The following is a 21,362-nucleotide window of genomic DNA, read 5'->3' on the forward strand; positions in this document are numbered from 1 at the left end:
GGTACGCAGTAAAACGCCGGGCGGCGCGGCCCTCGGGCCGCGCCGCCCCCGTGCACCACCTTCGGAAGGACCGCCATGATCTCCACCCTCCAGTCCCGCATGCTGCGCGGGGCGGACGGTGACCCCGCCCCGCGTCTGGCCTACGGCGCCGACTACAACCCCGAGCAGTGGCCCCGGGACGTGTGGGAGGAGGACGTCCGGCTGATGCGGGAGGCCGGTGTCACCGTCGTCTCCGTGGGGATCTTCTCCTGGGCCCGTATCCAGCCGGGCCCGGACACCTGGGACTTCGGCTGGCTGGACGAGGTCATGGACCTGCTCCACGCGGGCGGGATCGGGGTCGACCTGGCCACCGCCACCGCCTCGCCGCCGCCCTGGCTCACCACCGCCCACCCGGAGATCCTCCCGGTCACCGCCAACGGCGAGACCCTCTGGCCGGGCGCCCGCCAGCACTGGCGGCCCACCTCCCCCGTCTTCCGCGAGCACGCGCTGCGCCTGGTGCGGAAGATCGCCGACCGCTACAAGGACCACCCGGCGCTGGTCGCCTGGCACGTCTCCAACGAGCTCGGCTGCCACAACGTCTACGACCACTCCGACGACGCGGCCCGCGCCTTCCGGGTCTGGCTGCGCGCCCGCTACGGCTCGCTCGACGCCCTCAACCACGCCTGGGGCACGGCGTTCTGGTCGCAGCGCTACAGCGACTGGGAGCAGATCCTGCCGCCCCGGCTGGCCGCCTCGCACCCGAACCCCACCCAGCAGCTGGACTTCAAGCGGTTCTCCTCGGACGCGCTGAAGGACCACCTCGTGGCCGAGCGGGAGATCCTGAAGGAGATCACGCCCGGCATCCCCGTCACCACCAACTTCATGGTGATGGGCAACACCAAGGGCATGAACTACCCGGACTGGGCCGACGAGATCGACTTCGTCTCCAACGACCACTACGTCCACCCCGGCCCGCAGGACCGCGACGAGCTGTCCTTCTCCGCCAACCTCACCAGCGGCATCGCCGCCGGCCGGCCCTGGTTCCTGATGGAGCACTCCACCAGCGCCGTCAACTGGCAGCCGGTGAACGTGGCGAAGCGGCCGGGCGAGCTGTCCCGTGACGCGCTGCTGCACGTGGCGCACGGCGCGGACGCGGTGTGCTACTTCCAGTGGCGGCAGTCCGCGGCCGGCGCCGAGAAGTACCACTCGGCGATGGTCCCGCACGCCGGAGCCGACAGCGACGTCTTCCGCGCGGTGGCCGAACTGGGCGCCACCCTGCGGACGCTGGCCCCCGTGGCCGGCACGGAGCGGGAGACCGCGGCCGTCGGCATCCTCTTCGACTGGGACTCGTGGTGGGCGAGCGAGCAGGACTCGCACCCCACCTCGCTGCTCGACTACCGGCAGGAGGCGCTCGACTGGTACTCGGCGCTGCTCGCGCTGGGCGTCCGCGCCGACCTCGTCACCACCCGCTCCGACCTCTCCCGGTACCGGGTGCTCATCGCGCCCGTGCTGCACGTGGTGCCGGCCGGGCTCGCCAAGGAGCTCACCCGCTACACCGAGCAGGGCGGCCACCTCGTCACCACGTACTTCTCCGGGGTCGTCGACGAGAACGACCACATCTGGCTGGGCGGATACCCGGGCGCCCTGCGCGACCTGCTCGGCATCCGCATCGAGGAGTTCGGTCCGCTGCTCGCCGGGGAGTCCGTGGAACTGGACGACTCCACCTCCGGCAGCCTGTGGACCGACCGCATCACCCTCGCCGACGGCGACACCGAGGTGCTCGCGCACTACCGCAGCGGGGTGCACGCCGGACGCCCCGCCGTCACCCGGCGCCGGAACGGCGGCGGCTCCGCCGCCTACGTCTCCACCCGGCTCGGTGTCGACGGGCTCCGCTCGCTGCTGCCCCGGCTGCTGGAGCCCGCCGAGGTCACCAGCGAACTCCCGGCGCAGGCACGGGGATCGGTCGAGCTGACCGTCCGGCGCGGCGCCGAGGGACGGTTCCTCTTCCTCGTCAACCGGACCGACGACACGGTGCCGGTGCCCGGAGTGGACGGCGAGGTGCTGTTCGGCACCGCCACCCCGGACGGCCTCGTCCTCGGACCGCGGGAGGTCGCCGTCCTGCGCCAGAGCGCGGGCTGACGTCCCCCGTTCCCACCCACGACTCCTCGGTACGGCACGCGTGCGTACCGAGGGCCATCCCCTCCTGCCCGGCGCGGCGGGAGGGGGCCCACCACAGCGACCGCACCGCAGTTGGGAGCACACATGGCACGCCGTACCCGCAGCAGACGGACCCTCGGGGCCGCCGCACTGACCGCGCTGGCCACCGGGGCCGCGCTGTTGAGCGTCCCCGTGCAGGCGCACGCCGAGGCCGCCGTCACCGTGACGCCGGACCCGTCGTACGCGCACGACGAGTTCGAGGGCTGGGGCACCAGTCTGGTCTGGTTCGCCAACGCGACCGGCGACTACCCGCCGGCGGTGCGCGAGAAGCTCGCCGATCTGCTTTTCGGCGACGACGGTCTCGCACTGAACATCGCCCGCTACAACATCGGCGGCGGCAACGCCCCGGACGTCAAGGACTACCTGCGGGCGGGCGGTGCGGTCGAGGGCTGGTGGAAGGCGCCCGCGGGCACCACCCGCGCGGACACCGACTGGTGGAGCGCGGACAACGAGGCGGACTGGAACGAGGACGCCGACGCCAACCAGCGGTGGTGGGTGGAGCGCATCAAGAAGGACATCGACCACTGGGAGACGTTCAGCAACTCGCCGCCGTGGTTCATGACCGTCAGCGGATACGTCTCGGGCGGCTTCGACGCCAACGCCGACCAGCTGAAGGCCGACTCCGTCGACGACTTCGCCGCGTACCTCGCGGGCGCGACCAAGCGGCTGGAGAAGTCCGAGCACATCAAGGTCGACACGATCGACCCGTTCAACGAGCCCAACACCGGCTACTGGGGCACACGTCTGGGTGCGGACGGACAGCCCACGGGCGGCCGCCAGGAGGGCGCCCACATCGGGCCCGCGCTCCAGCAGAAGGTGCTCGCCGCGCTGCCGTCCGCGCTGAAGAAGGCCAAGGTCAAGGCCGCCATATCGGCGATGGACGAGACCAACCCCGGTATCTTCGCGACCAACTGGAACTCCTACTCGCAGGCCTCCAAGGACGCCGTCGGGCAGATGAACGTCCACACCTACGGAACGGGTCAGCGCACCACCGTGCGCGACCTCGCCAAGGCGGCCGACAAGCCGCTCTGGATGAGCGAGGTCGAGGGCGACTGGGGCGACGGGCAGAGCTTCACCGATATGCGGCCGGGCCTCGGGCTCGCCCAGCAGATGGTGAACGACCTGCGCGAACTGGAGCCCAAGGCCTGGGTGTTCTGGCAGCCGGTCGAGGACTACGACAACATGAAGCCCGGCGGTGAGTCCGCCAAGGGCGGCAACTGGGGCTCCATCCAGCTGCCGTTCAGCTGCACCGCGGCGGACACGCTCCAGTCCTGCCCGATCTTCACGAACACCAAGTTCGACACCGCACGCAACTTCACCCACTTCATCCAGCCCGGCGACCAGCTGATCAAGGTGGACGACACCTCCAGCGCCGCCGCGGTGACGAAGAACGGCAAGGGCGCCTCGGTGGTCCACGTGAACTCGACCACCGCCTCCCGCACGGTCACCCTCGACCTGTCGAAGTTCGGCACCGTCAAGGACAACGCACGGGTCACGCCGACCGTGACCAGCGCCGACGGCAAGCTCCGGCAGCAGCCCTCGATCAGGGTCGTCGACGGCAAGGCGACCTACACCGTGCCCGCGCAGTCGGTGACCTCCTTCGCGATCAAGGGTGTCTCGGGCGTCGCCCCGGACGCCGGTCTGCTCGCCGAAGGCCACTCCTACACGCTGACCGGCGTGCAGAGCGGCAAGGCCGTCACCGTCAAGGCCGACGGCACCGCTCTGGCGATCGGCTCGGCCAACGGCACGGCCGCGCAGCAGTGGCGCCTCGACGCCCGTTACGGCGAGACCGGCAACCGCCAGCGCTATGTGTTCGCCAACCCGGCCGAGGGCAAGCGTCTCGCCGTCCGCGACAACGTCCCGGTGGTCGAGCCCGACACGGGCGTGCGCGACCCCGCCACCGAGTGGATCCTGTCGACCACCGGGGACGGCACCTGGACCCTGGTCAACGTGGCCACCGGACGGCTCCTCGAGGTCGGCGGCCAGGCCACCAACGAGGGTGCCGCCGTCACGACCTGGCAGGCCAACTCCGGCTCCAACCAGCGCTGGAGGATCACGGACGTGACTCCGTAACCTCCCCGCCGTCCGCCGCTACCGCCCGCATCGTGATCGTCGCGATGCGGGCGGAGTGCTGTGCGGGGACGGCCGCGGGGAAGGACCCGGGGAAGGCCGCCGGGACCCGTTCCAGCACGCCGCCCGCGAAGACGTCGTAGAGCGGCAGGGTCTCGAGGTGGACGTAGCCGATGTGGCAGTCGCAGACGGCCAGCGGACACGGGCGCGGGCGCAGCGCGTCGCGGTACGAGCCGTCGTAGAGGTTGCCGAGCTCCGCGCGGACGAAGTGGCAGCGCCGGACGGTGCCTTCGCCGTCGACCGAGATCACGGACTCGCCGGTGCGGCAGGGCAGGCCGGCGCTGCTGTGCGGGTGGCGGCTGTACGGGAACAGCGGGTCGAGGGCGGTCCACCGGTCGGCCTCGGCGTCCGTGTAGGTGTGGCCCTCGGCCGCGTTGATCCACAGGTAGACGTGTGCGGGCAGGTCCGCGCGCAGTCGGCGCGCCGCTTCGAGGTGCTCGGGCAGTCCCACGACACCGACGCTGAACCGGACGCCGCGGTCGGCGAGGTCACGGCACTTGGTGAGGAAGCGGTCGTACGGCGTCTGATCCGGGTGGTAGGTGCACCACAGGGCCAGTGTGTCGAGGTCGGCCGCGGCGAGCCAGTCGGTGCGGCAGCTGAGGTTGGTCTGGATCGCGACCCGGCGCACGTGCGGCAGGCGGGAGAGCTCGGTGAGGGCGCGCCGGTACCAGGAGCGGACCAGGCCCTCGCCCCAGGGGGTGAAGAGGAGGGAGAGCGTGTCGTCGGTCCGGTCCGCGGCCCACCGGGTGAACCGTTCGAGGGCGGCGCGGTCGGCGCGCAGCAGCTCCGTGCTGTCGCGTCGCTTGGCGAACGGGCAGTAGGGGCAGTCGTAGTCGCAGGAGGCGAGCGGGCCCCGGTAGAGCAGGGTCAGGTCCATGGCGGCGCGTCACTTCCGTTCGTAGGCGGCCATGGCGGCCCGTACGGCCGGGGAGAACAGTTCGGGGCCGACGGCGTCGGAGTGGGCGAGGCCCTCCGGGGTGAGCCGCAGGACCGCCGGGTCCGCGTCGGTCAGCCAGCCGCGGTCCGCGAAGCGTTCCAGCTCAAGGCCGAAGTCGTCGGCGGGCGTGCCGCCGAAGCGCGCCCGGTAGTCGTCGAGGCGCAGTCCCTCGGCCTGGAGGAGGGACTGGAGGAGGTGGCGGCGGCGCGCCTCGTGGGCGTCCATGGGGTGGCCGACCTCGGCGCGGGCGAAGCCGGCCGGGCCGGTGGAGACGTAGTCGTCGATGATGCCGCGGATCTGGTGCATGTCGACGGCGTAGTCGAAGGAGTAGTGCAGACCGGACGTGTAGGAGCGGGCGCCGCAGCCGAGGCCGATCATGCCGTCGGTCTGGCAGGCGTAGTCGTCCGCGCCCTGCGGCGGGGCGTCGGCCCGGCGGAACATCCGCATGGACTGCTGGGTGTAGCCGTGCGCGAGGAGGTGGTCGCGGCCCGCGCGGTACAGCCGCAGGCGTTGCTCGTCCCAGGCCGGGTCGCCGCCCGCGTCCGCTCCCGGGCCTGGCCGGCGGCGGTCGAGACGGTCGAGGCCGGTGAGGGGGCGGACGTAGAGCGGGTACAGGTAGAGCTCCTCGGGCCGCCAGGCCAGGGCCGCGTCCAGGGACTGCCGCCAGGTCCGCTCGTCCTGGCCGTCGATGCCGTAGATGAGGTCGATGTTGAGGACCGGGATCACGGTGTCGCGGATCCGCGCGAGGGCGGCCTCGACGTCGGCGCGGCGCTGCGGGCGTACGGCGGCCCGGGCCTCGGTGTCGACGAAGCTCTGGACTCCCAGGCTGAGCCGGGTGGCGCCCCGGCCGGCCAGGACCGCGAGGCGGTCGGCGGTGGCCGTGGCGGGTGACGCCTCGACCGACAGCGGGACCGCGCGCAGGTCGGCGCCCATGCGGTGCTCGGCGATGTCGCAGAGCCGGTCGAGCTCGGCGGCGGTGAGGAAGGTGGGGGTGCCGCCGCCGAAGGCCGCCGTCGCGAACCGGACGTCGTCGCTCTCCCCGAGGGCCCCGCGCACGGCGGTCGCCTGCCGTTCCAGGGCGTCGAGGTAGGCGCCGGTGAGACCGTCCGGGGCGCCGATGCGGGTGAAGAGGTTGCAGAAGCCGCAGCGGACCTCGCAGAACGGGATGTGCAGATAGAGGGAGAGCGCGTCCTTGGGCTCGGCCGCCCACAGGGACGCGAGGGACGGGCGGTCGGGCAGACGGCGGTAGGCCGTCTTGTGCGGGTAGGCGTAGACGTAGTGCTGGTACGGACCGACCCGGGTGGCCGCCTCGGCGGTGGTCATCGGCCGGCCTCCGTCGGACGGGTCGGGTCCGCGGGGCGGCTCGGCGCGGGGCCACCGCCTGCCGGGTCGTCGGGGACAGGGCCGCCCGGCGCCGGGGCGTCGGGGGCGGGGTCCAGGAAGAAGTGGGCGTACGGGACGGTCCACACGGACTCGTGGCCGATGCGGTGGCCGGTGTAGCCGTCGTCGCCGTAGGCGGTGCCGTGGTCGGAGCAGACGATCGCGAAGCAGCGACGCCTGCTGCTCGCGGCGGCGAACAGCCGCCCGATGTGCCGGTCCACGTACTCCAGTGCGGCGGCGTGCGTGGCACGGCTGTCGCCCGCCTCGCGGGTCGCGCCGGGCAGATGGAACCAGTTCGGCTGATGCAGGGCGGACACGTTGACGAAGAGGAACAGCCGCCGCTCGCGCGGGATCCGGCGCACGACGAGCTCGGCGCGGGCGACCTGGTTCTCGAAGGACTCGGGCGAGGTGACGCCGAACTCCGGCGCCCAGTGGGACTCGTGGAACAGGCCGGGCAGCACCGAGCCCAGCGCCCCCTGCTTGTTGAAGAAGCCCACGCCCCCGATGCACACGGTGTGATACCCCTCCTGTGCCAGCCCGGAGACGAGGTCGGGGGTGTCGTAGACGAAGGTGCCGCCCGCGGTGGTCTCGCTGCCCGCGAAACTCGCCGCGAACAGCCGCGGGTGCGGCCCGGGGGCGGCCGGCGTCGGCAGGAAGCCCGCGAAGATCGCCTGGTGGGAGGCGTAGGTGAAGCTGCCGGGGGCGTGCCGCTCCTCCCAGCGGCCGCCGGGCAGACAGCGGGCCAGGTGGGGGATGCGGCCGGCCGCCGCCAGCTCGGCCGCGACGTCGTGGCGGAGCGTGTCGAGGGTGACGAGCAGCAGGTCGTGACTGCCCACCACCTCGTTCATGTCGGGCTCAGGCATGCGGTGTTCCTGTTCTGTACCGGGCGAGGTCGCCCAGGGCGGCGGCCACCTGGGCCGCGTAGGTGTCGAGACCCTCCGCGCCGCTGCCGGGCAGACCGGTGAGGCGGGGCAGCAGGTCGCCGAAGGCGTTGACCTCGCCGACCGCGGCCCTGCGCCAGCCGACGGCCGGCAGCAGGTCGACGCCGACGCACAGGGTGCGCGGGAAGCAGGCCGCGGCCCGCTCGCACACGTCCAGCAGGTCGCTCCAGCGGGCGCCCGCCGCCTCCACGGCCTCCCGGACGGCGTCCAGGTCGCCCCGGCGGCCTCCGAGGTGGAGGTTGGTCAGGGGCGACCGGCTGGTGCGGACCACCGCGTGGGTGGCGCGGCCCGCCACGACGACGACCCTGAGGTCGGCGGCCCGGCCCTCCTGGGCGGCCTTGGGCAGCCAGCGTTCGAGGTGCAGCCCGTCCGGGGCGAGCGCGTCCACGATCGCCGCGATGTCCTGCTCGCGTTCGTAACGGCGCACCTTGAGGGAGTTGTACAGGCCTCCGTCGGCGGCGAGTTCGACGGAGGTGGTGGCCCTGATCCGGCCGCCGCCGCCCGCCTCGACGGCGAGCACGCCCGACGCGGACGACCCGTGCGCGGGTTTCACGAAGAGCCGCGGCATCCGGTGCTCGCGCATCGCCGCCCGGACGTCCTCCCAGCCGCGTACCGGAGCGGCCCGGGGACCCGAGGTGGGCGAGGCGGGGACCGGGACACCCGCCGCGTCCAGGACGGCGTGACAGAGCCGCTTGTCGAACAGCACCGCGAGTTCGTCCGGGTCGTCGAGGCGGACCCCGCCGCGCAGGCTGCGGACGGCTGCGGTGAAGCGGGCGTACCAGCGGCCCGAGCCCTCGACCCGCGTCGGGTCCGTGGCACCCCGCAGCAGCCGGTCGACCTCGGGATTCTCGCCGGGCGAGTCCAGACGCACGATCTCGTCGGCGGCGAAGTCGGCACCGCCGGCCCGCAGCACGTCCGCCCACGGCACGACCCGCGGGGCCGGCAGACCGGCCCCGCGCACCGCGTCCTCGAAGAGGGCGACCCGGCGGTTCTCCGGGTTGCCGACCACCGCGAGGCGCGGCCCGGACGGGCGCCCCGCGCCGGGACCGTCGAGGCAGGAGGGTCGGTGCCCCATGGGTGGTGTGCTCACTCCCCCACGGCCACGTAGCGCCACGGCGTGCCGTCGTCGTCCGCGTCCTCCTCGGCGTCGTCGCGGTCGAGGTCCACCTCGACGCCCGCGGTCTCCACGGTCCGCCGGATCCGCTCCTGGAGCGGTTCGCTCAGGTAGTTGTAGTGCAGGTCGAGCTTCTTGAGGTGGGTGAGCGGCTGACCGCCGAGCAGGGCGGCCGCGCCCTCGTCGGTCAGCACGCCCATGGAGAGGTCCAGCACCTCCAGCCGCTCCACCACCGGCGCGGCGGCGACGGCGGCGGCCACGGCGTCCTGGATCTCGCTGTTGCGCAGCGCGAGATGGCGCAGGCTCGGCAGCCGGGCGCCCGACAGGATCGGCTCCAGGTCGGCGGCCTCGCAGTCGCCGCCGTACTCGGGGGTGCCGAGCCACAGGTCGAGATGGACCAGTTCGGGCAGGTCGCTGCCACCGACCCCGCGCACGACCTCGGCCGGCAGGCCGCCCGTCTCGATGACGAGCCGGCGCAGCGAGCCGTGCCGTACGGCCGGGAACCGCAGCCCCGAGCCGCCGCGCACACCGAACTCCTCCAGTGCGGGGAACGCGCCCAGGAGCGGGGTGACGTCGGTCTGGTTGATCCAGGAGATCTCGCACTCCTCGCCCACCATGTCGCCGAGGAACACCGCCCGCAGCGCCGGGAACCGGTCCCGGGCGGCCACCAGCGCCTCGATCACGTCGGACGGGTCGGTGTCGTAGGCCTCCTGCCAGGCGCCGACGATCAGCGCCCGTACACGGACCGTGTCGACGGTGGAGCAGAAGCGGGCGAACGCCTTCGTCCAGTCCTCGTCGGCGTCGTAGACGTCACTGCCGACGCGCCAGGCGACGGCGTCCGGCTCGACCGGGCGGGGCGAGTGCTCCGGGCCCGGGAACGTGTACGCGGGCAGCCCGAACAGCTCGTCGAGGTGATCACCGATGGTCATGCGGCTGCTCCCGGGAGGAATTGGTGCGCGGTCCGTGATGTGTCCGCAGTTCTACCAACAGGCACCGACAACGCCGTGCGGCGGGGCCCGGTTCCGGAGCCGCGGCCGGCCGCGGTCCGGGGGCGTTGTCAGTGGGGGTCCGTACGGTTCTCGACATGCGGCCGGTGCGATCGGCGTCCGGCGGGGAGGGGAGAGCCATGTACCGGCAGGGAGACGTGCTGATCGTGCCCGTCGCGAACGATGCGGTGCCGCCGCACGTGGCGGCGGCGCCGAAGGAGCGGCGGGACGCGCGGGGCCGGCTCGTGCTGGCGCTGGGCGAGGTCACCGGGCACGCCCACGCGGTGGTCGGCCCGGGCGATCTGGTGCGGGAGCCGGGCCCGTTCGGTCCGCTGCTGCTGCACCTTCCCCAGGGCGGCCGGGTGGTCCACGAGGAGCACGCGGCGATCACGCTGCCGAAGGGCTGGTACCGGGTGATCCGGCAGCGGGAGTACGTGCCCGGATCCGTGCGGATCGTCGCGGACTGAGCGGCGGGTGCCGAGCGTGAGGGAGGAACGGATGACGATCACGACGACCGAGGGCACGGGCGGGGACCCGGCCGGGGCTGTGGCGGGAGCGGGGACGGAGGCGGCGGGCACGTCCTTCGAGGACGTCCGTGCCTGGCGGGCCCGCGCGGCGGCGGCCGTGCCCGCCGACCGGGCGGCCGCCGAGGCGGGTGTGCGCCGGGCCTACCGGCAGGCCGGGCTGCCCGAGCCGGAGCGGGTGGTGTGGGCCGCCTCGCCGCGCGAGGCGGTCACGCTGGTCCGGACGACCGCGGACAAGGGCGCGAGCGTGCGGGAGGCCGTCCGCAGCGCCCCCTGGGCCCAAGAACGGCGGCGGCTGCACACGCGGTTGGGCCCGGCGGGCTGGGCCGCGCACTGGGCGGCGACCGGCGGGCCCCTGTGGGAGCCGACGCAGGCACTGGTCGACCGGATCCGTGCCGGGGTGCTGGAGGAGCTGGCCGGCGGCGGCACGGGGAGCGAGGCGGCCGAGATCCGGCTGGTGCTCCTGGACGCGGTGCTCGGCCAGCACGACGCGCCCTGGCTCGCCGCGTTCCCGACGGACCGGGGCCCGCTCGAAGGCCTGGCCGCGGTCGGCCGCAGCGCCGGCTGGTGGTGGCCGTACGCCCGGGTGGCGGTGGTGTGCGAGCGTCCCGTCGCCCTGCACCGCGACGAGGCGGGGCGGCTGGACCGCGGTGACGGACCGGCGCTGGCCTATCCCGACGGGTTCGCGCTGTACGCGTGGCGGGGCATGCCGGTCCCGGCCGCCTTCCTCGCGGAACTGCCGGGGCTCACCCCGGACCGGATCCGGTCCGAGGAGAACGCCGAACTGCGCCGGGTCATGCTGGAGCACTACGGGTACGACCGCTACCTGGCGGACTCCGGGGCCCGTCACGTCCACCGGGACGAGACGGGCACCCTGTGGCGCATCGACCTCCCGTCGGACGAGCCCGTCGTCATGGTGGAGGTCCTCAACTCCACACCGGAGCCGGACGGGACGCGGCGCACCTACTGGCTGCGGGTGCCGCCGTCGACCCGTACGGCGCGCGAGGGGGTCGCCTGGACCTTCGGGCTGACGGCGCAGGGGTACGCGCCCGAGCGGGAGACGTGATGCGTGCGCTCACGGGGGCGTGAGCGCACGGCGGGCGCGGCGGGGTCACGGCGGGGTCGCGGTCTCACCCTCGGGCGACGCGGTCCAGTACGTCGGTGACCTGGCCGCGGACCGCGTCGCGGGCGGCGGCGGGCAGGGCGCCCAGATCCGTGCAGGCCAGGGCGTGCAGGACCTGGTCGGGGTCCGGGTCGTACGGCGTGCTCTCGCAGAACACCTCGTAGCCGTCGCGCACGGCGACCCTGAGCCTGCCGGGGCCCTGGTCACCGGCGTGCACCGCGGCGGCCACGACGAGCGGCGGCGGTCCGCCCGCCTCACCCTCCAGCTTGCGGTATCCGCTGACCAGGGGGGTGCGCCAGTGCAGGGCGAGCAGGACGTGCCGCTTCGCCAGCAGCTCGGTCAGGTCGGTGTCGTAGACGCTGCCCGGTTCCAGGACGGTGGCCCGGGCGTCGAGGACGAGGGCCGCGGGCAGCAGACAGCGCAGGGTGCTCCCGACGATGTTGCCGCCGACCGTGGCGGCCCTGCGCACCGCGCCGGTGCCCACGCCGGAGGCCGCCCGGTGCAGTACTTCGGGCACGGTCGCGTCCACCCGGTTCAGCAGCACGGCCCCACCGACCTCCTCGGGCCCGACCGTGCCGGCCTCCGGGACGTTGCGCAGCGACACGGCCTGCTCGGGGAAGCCGTCCCGCTGCCAGCCCGCCCACACGAGCGTGGCGCCTCCTACCGGTACCGCTCCCTCGGCCAGACACCGCTGGGCTTCGGCTATGGAGGAGGGAAGACGCACCTGCACGACAACCGACCTGCCTTCCCTGGAAGTCCGCGGCGAGCGACAGGACGTCATCGGGTGTTCCCGTGCCGCTCGCCCGCATGATCAATGGCAGACGGATTCTGCCCAGGCGCGCGGGGGCGCATACAGGGCTCATGGCTGCACCTTGCGCAACGTGAAATTGCGTTGCGGCCGGACGCCCTCCCGCGGACCCTGGCGCCATGCCCTGCCTGCTGCGCCCCGCCACCCTCGCCGACGCGCCCGCCGTCACCCATCTCCTCAACGAGATCGACCTCCTCGAGATCGGCCGGCCCGAGACGGACCTGCACACCGTCGAGGCCGATCTGAAGCACCCCGACAGGGATCCGGAGCGCGACACCTGGCTCGCCTTCGAGGGGGACCGGCTGGTGGCGCACGGCCTGCTGTGGGACGAGTCGGGCGGCGAACGCATCGACATCGACCACTACGTCCTGCCCGACCGGCAGGAGGCCGGGCTGCTCGTGCTCGGCGCGATGGAGACCCGGGCGCTGGAGAAGGCCCGGGAGAACGGCGCCGGCCGTGCGGTGGTCCATCTGCATCTCAACACGGCGCCTACGCTCGACACCGCGCTGCTGCGGGACCGGGGCTGGTCGGTGGTACGGCGCTATCACGTGCTGAGCCGTCCCCTGGACCGGGCGCGGGACCTGCCGCCCGCCGCACCGGCCGGGGTGCGGCTGCGCCCCTGCGCCGACGACGCCGACCGGATCCGCGTCCACGAGCTCTACCAGGCCTCGTTCGCCGAGCACTTCGACTTCCAGCCGCGCGGCTACGAGCAGTGGCTGCACGACGTGGACGCGGCGGGCCTCGACTGGTCCCTGGTGTGGATCGCCGCGACGGCGGACCACGGCGACGCCGGGTTCCTGATCGCACGCGACGACCGGGCGGCGACGGGGTGGATCCGCAGCATCGGCGTGCGGCGCGAAGCCCGGGGACGCGGGCTGGCCGGGCTGCTGCTGCGGCACGCCTTCGCGGCCTTCGCCGCCCGGGGCCGGGACACCGTCGGGCTCGGCGTGGACACCGCCAACCCGACCGGCGCACCCGGCCTGTACGCGCGTCACGGCATGGAACTGCACTACGCCGTGGACACCTGGGAGGTGGTCCTGCGCTGACCCGAGCGCCGCCGTGACCTGCCGTCAGCCGAGTGCCAGCCAGGGCTGGGGATCGGCGTAGTAGCCGTCGTAGATCACCTCGAAGTGCAGATGGGGGCCGGTGGACAGGCCGGTGGAGCCGACCCGGCCGAGGGGCGTCCCGGTCTGCACGGACTGTCCGACGGTGACCTCGATGGCGGACAGGTGGCTGTACGTCGTCTGGAGCCGCTTGCCCTCGATGGCACCGTGGTCGACGACGACGCGGTTGCCGTAGGCCGTGGTCATGGCGGCGAAGACGACGGTGCCCGCGCGGGCGGCGGAGACCTGGGCGCCCTGGGGCGCGCCGAAGTCCACCCCGGTGTGCAGCTTGGTGACGCCGGTGAGGGGGTGCTGGCGGGAGCCGTAGGGGGAGGTGATGGTGAGGGTGGTGACGGGCGGTGCCAGGATCGCGTCGGCGCGCACGCCGCCGGCCGGCGGGTCCTCCTTGTCGAAGGCGGTGTACTTCGGGAACAGGGCCTTGACCTCGGTGAGGTAGGTCTTCGCCCCCGCGGGGACGGCTCCCGCCTTCCGCACGGCGTCCGTGCCGACCGCGTAGGCGGCGAGGGTGAGGTCGACGAGGTCCCCGTTGACGGTGCCGTCGGTCCGCAGGCCGGTGACCTTCGCGGCCAGGGAGCAGTCCTGGCGGCCGAGCGCCATGATGGCGTCGGCCGGATCGGTGGGCGAGGAAAGCCCGTTGCCGTCGTCGTCCTTGCCCCAGGTCTTCCAGTCGGCGGCGGTGAAGGCGGCGATGCCCTGCGCGCCGGGGCCGGAGGCGCTGACGTTGCTCCAGCCGGTGAGCTGGTCGATCTGGGCGGCGAGGACGGACGGGGTGACGACCGTGCAGGCGTCGGCGGACTTGCGCAGCCAGGGTCCGTAGGTCGCGTTGACCCCGCCGGCGGCGTCCTGCGGCGCGCCCTCCCCGGGCCCCAAGTCGTCGAACCCACCGGTCAGGGCGAGGAACCCGGCGACCGTGATGAGGATGAACAACCCTGGCAGGACGAGAAGAGTGAAGGCCCCCGGCCCGCGCCGACGGGGGCGGGGGGCGGGTGTCACCGGATCGGGCGCGGCGAGGGCCGGCGGCACCGGAGCGTCGGGGGTCGCCGGGTCCGGCGCCGTGGGGGCTTCGGTCTCCGTGACCCCGTCGGCCCACGGGGGCGGGGCCGTGTCGTCCAGGCCGGTGCCGGTCTCGTGCGAAGGGGTCCGGACGGCGTGCTCGTCGCTCACGCTGCGGACCCCCGGTGGCCCTGACGGTTCGTCATGGACCGTGCCGTGAAAGTGCAGTTGCTCACGGGCGGACGGTAGCCGGTGTCCCGCCGCACGTCACCGGACGCGAGGGCAGACCTGCTGCCCCTGGGGGCAATCACCGCCGGCCGGTCGCGGGAGGCCGGTCGCCGGTGCGGCGGCCCCCGCGGCACCGGCGACCAGGAGAAGTGCCGCTGCACCGCCGCCGGCCCGTGGGACCGGCGGCGGATGGGGTCAGCCGACCTCGGCCAGCAGGTCGCCGCCCTCGACCTGCTGGATGCGGTTGATGGCCAGCCGGGCGACGCGTCCGGCCCTCGGCGCGGTGATCGTCGCCTCCATCTTCATCGCCTCGATGGTGGCGATCGTCGCGCCGGCCTGCACCTCGTCGCCCTCGGCCACCGCGAGCGTGACCACGCCCGCGAACGGCGCGGCGACATGGCCGGGATCGGAGCGGTCGGCCTTCTCCGTCACCGGGACGTCGGAGGAAGCCGCCTTGTCCCGGACCTGGATGGGGCGCAGCTGGCCGTTCAGGGAGGACATCACGGTGCGCAGGCCGCGCTCGTCGGCCTCGCCCACGGCTTGGAGCTCGATCAGCAGGCGGACGCCCGGTTCGAGGTCGACGGCGTACTCCTTGCTCGGGCGCAGACCGTAGAAGAAGTCCTTGCTGTCGAGCACGCTGGTATCGCCGTAGGCCTGCCGGTGGGTCTCGAAGTCCCGCGTCGGGCCGGGGAAGAGCAGCCGGTTGAGGGTGGTGCGCCGGTTCTTCTCCAGGCCTTCGCGGTCCTCGGTGGTGAGGTCCTGGACGGGCTTGGCGTCGGCGCGGCCGCGCAGGGCCTTGCTGCGGAACGGCTCGGGCCAGCCGCCGGGCGGGGTGCCCAGTTCGCCGCGCAGGAAGCCGATGACGGAGTCGGGGATGTCGTACCGGTCGGGCGACGTCTCGAAGTCCCGCGGGTCCACCCCTGCGCCGACCAGGTGCAGGGCGAGGTCGCCGACCACCTTGGAGGACGGGGTGACCTTGACCAGGTGGCCGAGGATCCGGTCGGCGGCGGCGTACATCGCCTCGATGTCCTCGAAACGGTCGCCGAGGCCCAGCGCGACGGCCTGGGTGCGCAGGTTGGACAGCTGTCCGCCGGGGATCTCGTGGTGGTAGACGCGGCCGGTCGGGGAGGCGAGACCCGCCTCGAAGGGGGCGTAGATCCTGCGGACGCCCTCCCAGTACGGTTCCAGGTCGCCGACGGCCTGGAGGTCGAGGCCGGTGGGCCGCTCGGAGTGGTCGGTGGCGGCGACGATGGCCGACAGCGACGGCTGCGAGGTCGTCCCCGCCATGGAGGCGACGGCGCCGTCGACGGCGTCCGCGCCGGCCTGGATCGCGGCCAGGTAGGTGGCGAGCTGACCGCCTGCGGTGTCGTGGGTGTGCAGGTGGACCGGCAGGTCGAACTCGCGGCGCAGCGCCGAGACGAGCTTCGCGGCGGCCGGGGCGCGCAGCAGGCCGGCCATGTCCTTGACGGCCAGTACGTGGGCGCCGGCCTCGACGATCTGCTCCGCGAGGCGGAGGTAGTAGTCGAGGGTGTACAGCCGCTCGTTCGGGTCGGACAGGTCGGAGGTGTAGCACAGGGCCACCTCGGCGACCGCGGTGCCCGTCTCGCGTACGGCGTCGATGGCGGGCCGCATCTGGCCGACGTCGTTGAGCGCGTCGAAGATGCGGAAGATGTCGATGCCGGTGGCGGCGGCCTCCTGTACGAAGGCGTCGGTCACCTCGGTCGGGTAGGGCGTGTAGCCGACGGTGTTGCGGCCGCGCAGCAGCATCTGGAGGCAGATGTTGGGGACGGCCTCGCGCAGGGCGGCCAGCCGCTCCCAGGGGTCCTCGGCGAGGAAGCGCAGGGCCACGTCGTAGGTGGCGCCGCCCCAGCACTCCAGGGACAGCAGCTGGGGCAGGGTCCGCGCGACGACCGGGGCCGGGGCGAGGAGGTCCTTGGTGCGGACCCGGGTCGCGAGCAGGGACTGGTGGGCGTCGCGGAAGGTGGTGTCGGTGACGCCGATGGTCGGGGACTCGCGCAGCCAGCGGGCGAAGCCCTCGGGGCCGAGGTGGACCAGGCGCTGGCGGGAGCCCGCGGGCGGTTCGGTGTCGGGCAGCGGCGGCAGCTTGGTGACGGGGTCGATGAGTTCGGGCCGCTCGCCGTGCGGCTTGTTCACCGTGACGTCGGCGAGGTACGTGAGGAGTTTGGTGCCGCGGTCGGCCGAGGAACGGGCGGTGAGCAGGTGCGGGCGCTGTTCGATGAACGACGTGGTGACGCGTCCGCCCTGGAAGTCCGGGTCGTCCAGGACCGCCTGGAGGAAGGGGATGTTGGTGGCGACGCCGCGGATGCGGAACTCGGCGACGGCCCGCCGGGCGCGCCGGATCGCGGTCGGGAAGTCGCGTCCCCGGCAGGTGAGTTTGACCAGCATGGAGTCGAAGTGGGCGCTGATCTCCGTGCCCGCGTGGGTGGTGCCGCCGTCGAGGCGGATGCCGGAGCCGCCGGGCGAGCGGTAGCCGCTGATGCGGCCGGTGTCGGGGCGGAAGCCGTTGGCGGGGTCCTCGGTGGTGATGCGGCACTGGAGTGCGGCGCCGCGCAGGGTGACGGTCTCCTGGGACAGTCCGAGGTCGGCCAGGGTCTCGCCGGCGGCGATGCGCAGCTGGGCCTGGACGAGGTCGACGTCGGTGACCTCCTCGGTCACCGTGTGCTCGACCTGGATGCGCGGGTTCATCTCGATGAAGACGTGGTTGCCCGCGGGGTCGAGCAGGAACTCGACGGTGCCGGCGTTGCGGTAGCCGATCTCCCGGGCGAAGCGGACCGCGTCGGCGCAGATCCGGTCGCGCAGCGCCGGGTCGAGGTTGGGCGCGGGGGCCAGCTCGATGACCTTCTGGTGGCGGCGCTGGACCGAGCAGTCGCGTTCGAAGAGGTGGATGACGTTGCCCTCGCCGTCGGCGAGGATCTGCACCTCGATGTGGCGGGGGTCGACGACGGCCTTCTCCAGGAAGACGGTCGCGTCGCCGAACGCGGACGCGGCCTCGCGGGAGGCCGCCTCGATGGACTCGCGCAGCGCGGCCGGGTCCTCGACGCGGCGCATGCCCCGTCCACCGCCGCCCGCGACGGCCTTGACGAAGACGGGGAAGCCGATCTCCTCGGCAGCGGCGACCAGTTCGTCGACGTCGTTCGAGGGCGCGGACGAGCCGAGGACGGGTACGCCCGCCGCGCGGGCCGCCGCCACCGCGCTCGCCTTGTTCCCGGTCAGTTCGAGGGTGCGTGCGTCGGGGCCGACGAACGTGATGCCCGCCTCCTCGCAGGCGCGGGCGAGTTCGGGGTTCTCGGAGAGGAAGCCGTAACCGGGGTAGACGGCGTCGGCGCCCGCCCGGCGTGCGGCGCCGACGATCTCCTCGACGGAGAGGTAGGCGCGCACCGGGTGCCCCTGCTCGCCGATCTCGTAGGCCTCGTCGGCTTTCTGCCGGTGGAGTGAGTTGCGGTCCTCGTGGGGGAAGACCGCGACCGTGCGCGCGCCCAGCTCGTAGCCGGCGCGGAACGCACGGATCGCGATCTCACCACGGTTGGCGACCAGCACCTTGCGGAACATCCGGGACCCCTTCAGCCTGGCGGTGACGAGGACCATCGTGTCGGTGCCCGACCGGGTTGGCCATGTGAGTCGGGCCACTCGGCCCATGTCTCGCTCGATCGGACCGGATGCGGCTACATTCGACGCCCGGTCAGGTCGCCGTCGCGGCGGCCGCGGCCCGTCCTGCCTGCCGTCCGGAGAACAGGCAGCCGCCGAGGAACGTGCCCTCCAGCGAGCGGTAGCCGTGCATTCCGCCGCCGCCGAAGCCGGCGACCTCCCCGGCCGCGTACAGACCGGGCACGGGGCTCCCGGCCGCGTCGAGGACCCGGCCGGAGAGGTCGGTCTGGAGGCCGCCGAGCGTCTTGCGGGTGAGGACGTTGAGACGGACGGCGATCAGCGGGCCCGCACCGGAATCGAGGATGCGGTGGACGGCGGCCGTGCGGCTGAGGGAGTCCCCGGTGTAGTTCAGCGCGTTGCGGATGCCCATGACCTGGACGTCCTTGGTGTACGGGTTGTCGATCTCCCGGTCCCGGGCCTCGATCTGCCGCTTCATGTCGGCGAGGTCGATGAGCGAGGTGCCGGTCAGCTTGTTCATGCCGGCGACCAGGTCGGTGAGCGTCGAGGCGACGACGAAGTCCTCGCCCTTGTTCTTGAACCTCTCGATCGGCTCCGGGGTCTGCCAGATGCGCGTCAGCAGCTGCCAGACGTTCTTGTCGGTGAGGTCGGGGTTCTGTTCGGAGCCGGAGAGCGCGAACTCCTTGGCGATGATCTTCTGGGTGGTGACGAACCAGGAGTAGTCGTAGCCCGAGCCGGTGATGGTCTTGAGGGTGTGGAGGGTGTCGTAGCCCGGGAGGTCGGGGGCGTCGAAGCGCCGGCCCGTCGCGTCGAACCACATCGAGGAGGGCCCGGGGAGGATGCGGATGCCGTGACCGGGCCAGATGGGGTCGTAGTTGCGCAGGCCTTCGGTGTAGTGCCACATGCGGTCCGGGTTGACGATGCGGCCGCCGGCCTTCTCGGTGATGCCCAGCATGCGCCCGTCGACGTGCGCGGGAACGCCCGTGACCATGAACTTCGGCGGGGTGCCCATCCGGGCGGGCCAGTTCTGCCGGACCAGGTCGTGGTTGGCGCCGATGCCGCCGGAGGTGACGACGACGACCGGGGCGCGCAGCTCGAACTCGCCGACGACGGTCCGGGAGCTGGGCTTGCCGCGGGCCGCGCCGCTGGGCTCCAGGACCGCGCCGCGGACGCCGGTGACGGCTCCCCCGGTGGTGACGATCTCGTCCACTCGGTGCCGGAACCGGAAGGAGACCTTGTGGGCAGCGACCGCGGCCCGCACCTTCTTCTCGAAGGGTTCGACGACGGCCGGTCCGGTGCCCCAGGTGACGTGGAAGCGGGGTACGGAGTTGCCGTGTCCGGTCGCGAGGCCGCCGCCGCGCTCGGCCCAGCCGACGATCGGGAACCACTGCACGCCGAGTCCGGACAGCCAGGACCGCTTCTCCCCGGAGGCGAACTCGACGTAGGCCTTGGCCCAGCGGTAGGCCCAGTGGTCCTGGCCCTTGGGGTCGTCGACACCCCGGTCGAAGCCGGCCGTCCCCTGCCAGTCCTGCCAGGCCAGGTCGTAGGTGTCCTTGACGCCCATCAGGCGCTGTTCGTCGGAGTTGACGAAGAACAGCCCGCCGAAGGACCAGAACGCCTGGCCGCCGATGCTCGCCTCGGGTTCCTGGTCGAGGAGGAGCACCTTGCGTCCGGCCGCGGCGAGTTCGGCGGTGGCGACGAGTCCGGCGAGGCCGTGGCCGACGACGATGGCGTCGGCGTCCTGCGTGGCGCCGTACGCGGGGAGGGCCTGGGCCGCGAGGGTCGCGCCCGCGAGAACCCCGCCCGCCGCGGTCAGGGCGTGGCGGCGGGTGATTCCGTCGGCTTCGGGGGTGTCCATGAGCGGCCCTCCTGGAGGCTGCGCGGGGGCGGTACCGGGACCGTCTCTTGGGGAAGACTTGGCCGGTCCATGGGTGGCGTGACGCGGGGGTGTTCCTGTGACGGCTGCGCTGTTACCGTCGGTAGCGCAACAGGAAACCAGGTCGTCACACGGCTCCGGTAGTGCGCGGACGTCAACGTGGACACCGCTCGCTTGTGGCTCGGTGACAGCGCCCGGGCGGAGGGGGGAGCATGACCGTCGCCCACGGACCGGAAGCCGTCACCAGGGTCCTGCGGGGCATGGCGGCCGACGCGCAGGTGTGTGTCGAACTCGCGGCGGCCGCCCGCAGCCGCTCGCCCGGACTGGGCCGGCTGACCGAGGAGGCGACCCGCTCGCACGTGACGGCGATGCTCCGCGCGGCCGACTCCTGGTTCACCGCGCCGGAGCGGACCGGCCCGGTGGACGAGCAGGACTTCTCGGCGGCCCTGCTGCTGGGCGCCGACCGCGCCGTGCAGGGCGTGCCGATGACGGTCGTGCTGCGGGGTGTGCAGGCGGCGCTGGCACGGGCGGCCGAGATCGTCGTGGACCGCTGCCGGTCGGCCGGCGTGTCGGACCGCGCCCTGCTCTCCGTCGTCCTGCGCCTCCAGGAGTACGGCGCGGCGATGGAGCGGCAGGTGATCCACGGCTACCGCGCCGCCGAGCACGAGGCGCCCCGCGCCCTCGACTCCGTGCGCACCCGGCTGCTGCACCAGGCCCTGCTCGGCGAAGTGCCGCCGCCCCATGAGGAGTTGGCGCGCGCCGGGATCCGCGCCGACGCCGCGGGGCGGTACCACTGCCTGGTCGCCGCGCCTTTCCCGGCGGCGGGGCCGCCGCACGCGGTGACCGTGGCGCTGGACGGGCGCGCGGTGGGTCTGCTCCCGCGACGGCCGCAGGCCGCGCAGGTGGGTCCGCAGGCACTCGTGGTGGTGGCGCCCGCCGCTCCCCTGGCCGAACTCCCCGCGCTGTACCGGCTGTGCGCACAGGCCGTGGACCAGGGCCGAGGCCAGGGGCTGACCGGGCTGTACGACGTCACGGACTTCGCCGCCCGGATCGCACTGGCCGAACAGCCCGCGCTGGGTGCGCTGTTGAGTCGTCAGCTGCTGGGCGCCCTGGATCCCGCGGACGCCTTCCATCGCCAACTCGCGCGCACCGCGCTGGCGTTCCTGGACAACGGGCGGCGGCTCGATCAGACCGCGGCGGCGTTGTTCACGCACCCCAACACGGTCCGGTACCGGCTCGGGCGGCTGCGGCAGATCACCTCCTCCTCCCTCGCGGACGGCGACGGGCCACTGGTCACCCTGCACTGGTGGTGGGCCCTCACCGGATGGCTGGAGTCGTCAACCCGGCGCTGAACACCGGGCCTTGCACGCCACCCCGA

The 21,362-nt window shown here is 73.4% G+C and carries 15 protein-coding genes; 6 read left to right on the forward strand and 9 right to left on the reverse strand.

Annotated features, from left to right (window positions below; translation table 11 throughout):
- Positions 1-75: 75 nt before the first annotated feature.
- Positions 76-2,118: a beta-galactosidase gene (locus Saso_RS26185; RefSeq protein WP_189924812.1), complete on the forward strand. Its 2,043-nt coding sequence runs from the start codon at positions 76-78 to the stop codon at positions 2,116-2,118.
- Between the two features lie 123 nt (positions 2,119-2,241).
- Positions 2,242-4,269 carry an RICIN domain-containing protein gene (locus tag Saso_RS26190; RefSeq protein WP_189924810.1) on the forward strand — a complete coding sequence of 676 codons (2,028 nt, stop codon included), beginning with the start codon at positions 2,242-2,244 and terminating at the stop codon, positions 4,267-4,269.
- On the opposite strand, the gene Saso_RS26195 is transcribed toward Saso_RS26190, so the two are convergent.
- The 5 genes from Saso_RS26195 to Saso_RS26215 are packed head-to-tail and all read right to left on the reverse strand — an operon-like array spanning position 4,250 to position 9,627.
- Positions 4,250-5,203 (reverse strand): STM4011 family radical SAM protein, encoded by a 954-nt coding sequence (locus Saso_RS26195; protein ID WP_189924808.1) that lies wholly within the window; start codon positions 5,201-5,203, stop codon positions 4,250-4,252. The genes Saso_RS26190 and Saso_RS26195 overlap by 20 nt on opposite strands.
- Positions 5,204-5,212: 9 nt before the next feature.
- Positions 5,213-6,586, reverse strand: coding sequence for an STM4012 family radical SAM protein (locus Saso_RS26200; protein ID WP_189924806.1), 1,374 nt, complete (start codon positions 6,584-6,586; stop codon positions 5,213-5,215).
- Positions 6,583-7,491 (reverse strand): STM4013/SEN3800 family hydrolase, encoded by a 909-nt coding sequence (locus Saso_RS26205; protein WP_229901410.1) that lies wholly within the window; start codon positions 7,489-7,491, stop codon positions 6,583-6,585. The genes Saso_RS26200 and Saso_RS26205 overlap by 4 nt, the downstream gene beginning before the upstream one ends.
- A gap of 7 nt (positions 7,492-7,498) precedes the next feature.
- On the reverse strand, positions 7,499-8,659 hold the full coding sequence (locus Saso_RS26210) for an STM4014 family protein (protein WP_189924804.1): 1,161 nt from the start codon (positions 8,657-8,659) through the stop codon (positions 7,499-7,501).
- Positions 8,660-8,670: 11 nt separating this feature from the next.
- Entirely contained in the window at positions 8,671-9,627 is a 957-nt protein-coding gene (locus tag Saso_RS26215; protein WP_189924802.1) for an STM4015 family protein, read from the reverse strand.
- Positions 9,628-9,824: 197 nt separating this feature from the next.
- Here Saso_RS26215 and Saso_RS26220 point away from each other — a divergent pair, with 197 nt between their 5' ends.
- On the forward strand, positions 9,825-10,151 hold the full coding sequence (locus Saso_RS26220) for a hypothetical protein (RefSeq protein WP_189924800.1): 327 nt from the start codon (positions 9,825-9,827) through the stop codon (positions 10,149-10,151).
- Positions 10,152-10,182: 31 nt separating this feature from the next.
- Positions 10,183-11,274: a DUF6745 domain-containing protein gene (locus Saso_RS26225; protein WP_189924798.1), complete on the forward strand. Its 1,092-nt coding sequence runs from the start codon at positions 10,183-10,185 to the stop codon at positions 11,272-11,274.
- Positions 11,275-11,338: 64 nt separating this feature from the next.
- On the opposite strand, the gene Saso_RS26230 is transcribed toward Saso_RS26225, so the two are convergent.
- The gene (locus Saso_RS26230; RefSeq protein WP_189924796.1) at positions 11,339-12,061 is read right to left on the reverse strand and encodes an FAD binding domain-containing protein; all 723 of its coding nucleotides are present in this window, start codon (positions 12,059-12,061) and stop codon (positions 11,339-11,341) included.
- Positions 12,062-12,258: 197 nt separating this feature from the next.
- On the opposite strand from Saso_RS26230, the gene Saso_RS26235 reads away from it, so the two are divergent.
- Positions 12,259-13,185, forward strand: a complete 927-nt coding sequence (locus Saso_RS26235; protein WP_189924794.1) for a GNAT family N-acetyltransferase — start codon at positions 12,259-12,261, stop codon at positions 13,183-13,185.
- Between the two features lie 24 nt (positions 13,186-13,209).
- On the opposite strand, the gene Saso_RS26240 is transcribed toward Saso_RS26235, so the two are convergent.
- The 3 genes from Saso_RS26240 to Saso_RS26250 all read right to left on the reverse strand — a co-directional run bounded on the left by Saso_RS26240 (position 13,210) and on the right by Saso_RS26250 (position 19,966).
- Positions 13,210-14,427 carry a M23 family metallopeptidase gene (locus Saso_RS26240; RefSeq protein ID WP_229901394.1) on the reverse strand — a complete coding sequence of 406 codons (1,218 nt, stop codon included), beginning with the start codon at positions 14,425-14,427 and terminating at the stop codon, positions 13,210-13,212.
- A gap of 252 nt (positions 14,428-14,679) precedes the next feature.
- Positions 14,680-18,054: a pyruvate carboxylase gene (locus Saso_RS26245; protein ID WP_189924792.1), complete on the reverse strand. Its 3,375-nt coding sequence runs from the start codon at positions 18,052-18,054 to the stop codon at positions 14,680-14,682.
- Positions 18,055-18,184: 130 nt separating this feature from the next.
- Positions 18,185-19,966 carry an FAD-binding dehydrogenase gene (locus Saso_RS26250; protein WP_189924790.1) on the reverse strand — a complete coding sequence of 594 codons (1,782 nt, stop codon included), beginning with the start codon at positions 19,964-19,966 and terminating at the stop codon, positions 18,185-18,187.
- 230 nt (positions 19,967-20,196) lie between these two features.
- On the opposite strand from Saso_RS26250, the gene Saso_RS26255 reads away from it, so the two are divergent.
- The gene (locus Saso_RS26255) at positions 20,197-21,336 is read left to right on the forward strand and encodes a helix-turn-helix domain-containing protein (RefSeq protein WP_189924789.1); all 1,140 of its coding nucleotides are present in this window, start codon (positions 20,197-20,199) and stop codon (positions 21,334-21,336) included.
- The last annotated feature ends 26 nt before the right edge of the window (positions 21,337-21,362 follow it).

Source organism: Streptomyces asoensis, from assembly GCF_016860545.1.
In the GTDB taxonomy this organism is placed as follows: Bacteria; Actinomycetota; Actinomycetes; order Streptomycetales; family Streptomycetaceae; genus Streptomyces; species Streptomyces asoensis.

Bases quoted from the DNA above. Each gene is read 5' to 3' on its own strand.
- Saso_RS26185 (WP_189924812.1), top strand. From the start codon at position 76: ATGATCTCCACCCTCCAGTCCCGCATGCTGCGCGGGGCGGACGGTGAC.
- Saso_RS26190 (WP_189924810.1), top strand. From the start codon at position 2,242: ATGGCACGCCGTACCCGCAGCAGACGGACCCTCGGGGCCGCCGCACTG.
- Saso_RS26195 (WP_189924808.1), bottom strand. From the start codon at position 5,203: ATGGACCTGACCCTGCTCTACCGGGGCCCGCTCGCCTCCTGCGACTAC.
- Saso_RS26200 (WP_189924806.1), bottom strand. From the start codon at position 6,586: ATGACCACCGCCGAGGCGGCCACCCGGGTCGGTCCGTACCAGCACTAC.
- Saso_RS26205 (WP_229901410.1), bottom strand. From the start codon at position 7,491: ATGAACGAGGTGGTGGGCAGTCACGACCTGCTGCTCGTCACCCTCGAC.
- Saso_RS26210 (WP_189924804.1), bottom strand. From the start codon at position 8,659: ATGGGGCACCGACCCTCCTGCCTCGACGGTCCCGGCGCGGGGCGCCCG.
- Saso_RS26215 (WP_189924802.1), bottom strand. From the start codon at position 9,627: ATGACCATCGGTGATCACCTCGACGAGCTGTTCGGGCTGCCCGCGTAC.
- Saso_RS26220 (WP_189924800.1), top strand. From the start codon at position 9,825: ATGTACCGGCAGGGAGACGTGCTGATCGTGCCCGTCGCGAACGATGCG.
- Saso_RS26225 (WP_189924798.1), top strand. From the start codon at position 10,183: ATGACGATCACGACGACCGAGGGCACGGGCGGGGACCCGGCCGGGGCT.
- Saso_RS26235 (WP_189924794.1), top strand. From the start codon at position 12,259: ATGCCCTGCCTGCTGCGCCCCGCCACCCTCGCCGACGCGCCCGCCGTC.
- Saso_RS26245 (WP_189924792.1), bottom strand. From the start codon at position 18,054: ATGTTCCGCAAGGTGCTGGTCGCCAACCGTGGTGAGATCGCGATCCGT.
- Saso_RS26250 (WP_189924790.1), bottom strand. From the start codon at position 19,966: ATGGACACCCCCGAAGCCGACGGAATCACCCGCCGCCACGCCCTGACC.
- Saso_RS26255 (WP_189924789.1), top strand. From the start codon at position 20,197: ATGACCGTCGCCCACGGACCGGAAGCCGTCACCAGGGTCCTGCGGGGC.